The sequence below is a fragment of the Streptomyces sp. ISL-99 genome, from assembly GCF_018614005.1.
GTDB lineage: Bacteria > Actinomycetota > Actinomycetes > Streptomycetales > Streptomycetaceae > Streptomyces > Streptomyces flavidovirens.
In genome coordinates this window covers 4817-5407 of sequence record NZ_JAGGPC010000070.1, presented here as the reverse complement: position 1 = coordinate 5407, position 591 = coordinate 4817, and the positions used below count along the sequence as shown (strand labels likewise).

Below are 591 nucleotides of genomic sequence, written 5' to 3'. Positions count from 1 at the left end.
GGTGATGTCGTTCTCGTAGTGGCGGGCGCCCGCGGCGAACATCCGGCCCCAGTCGGGCGTCGGCTCGATGATCCCCACGCCGAGGAAGGACAGCCCGGCCTCGACCGTCACGAACGTCGGCAGCATCAGCGTCGACTGGACGAGCAGCGGGGTCCACAGATTCGGCAGCAGCTCCTTGCGGATGATCCGCCAGGGGGAGGCGCCGGTCACCTTCGCGGCCTCCACGAACTCCCGCTCGCGCAGCGAGAGCACCTGACCCCGCAGGATGCGGGCGAGCCCCATCCAGCCCAGCGCCCACATCACGATGATCAGCGTGATGACACGCAGATACGTCGGCGTCTCCTTCTCCGGGCTGACGAAGAGGGCGTACACGACGGGCGTGAAGGCGACGAACGACAGCTGGGAAGGGAAGGCGAGCAGCAGGTCGATGAAGCGGCCCAGGAAGTAGTCGGTCCTGCCGCCCAGATAACCGGCGGTGACGCCGATCAGGATGCCGGTGACCACGCACAGGATCGTGGTGGCGGTGGCGATCATCAGGGAGGTGCGCATGCCGTAGAAGAGCTGCGTGAACACATCGCGGCCGAGACCCGG

At 67.3% G+C, this 591-nt stretch carries 1 protein-coding gene; it reads right to left on the bottom strand.

Going from position 1 to position 591, the window contains the following annotated elements:
• Positions 1-591: ABC transporter permease (locus J7E91_RS31885; protein WP_251016570.1), on the bottom strand; the 591-nt coding region annotated here is incomplete at both ends.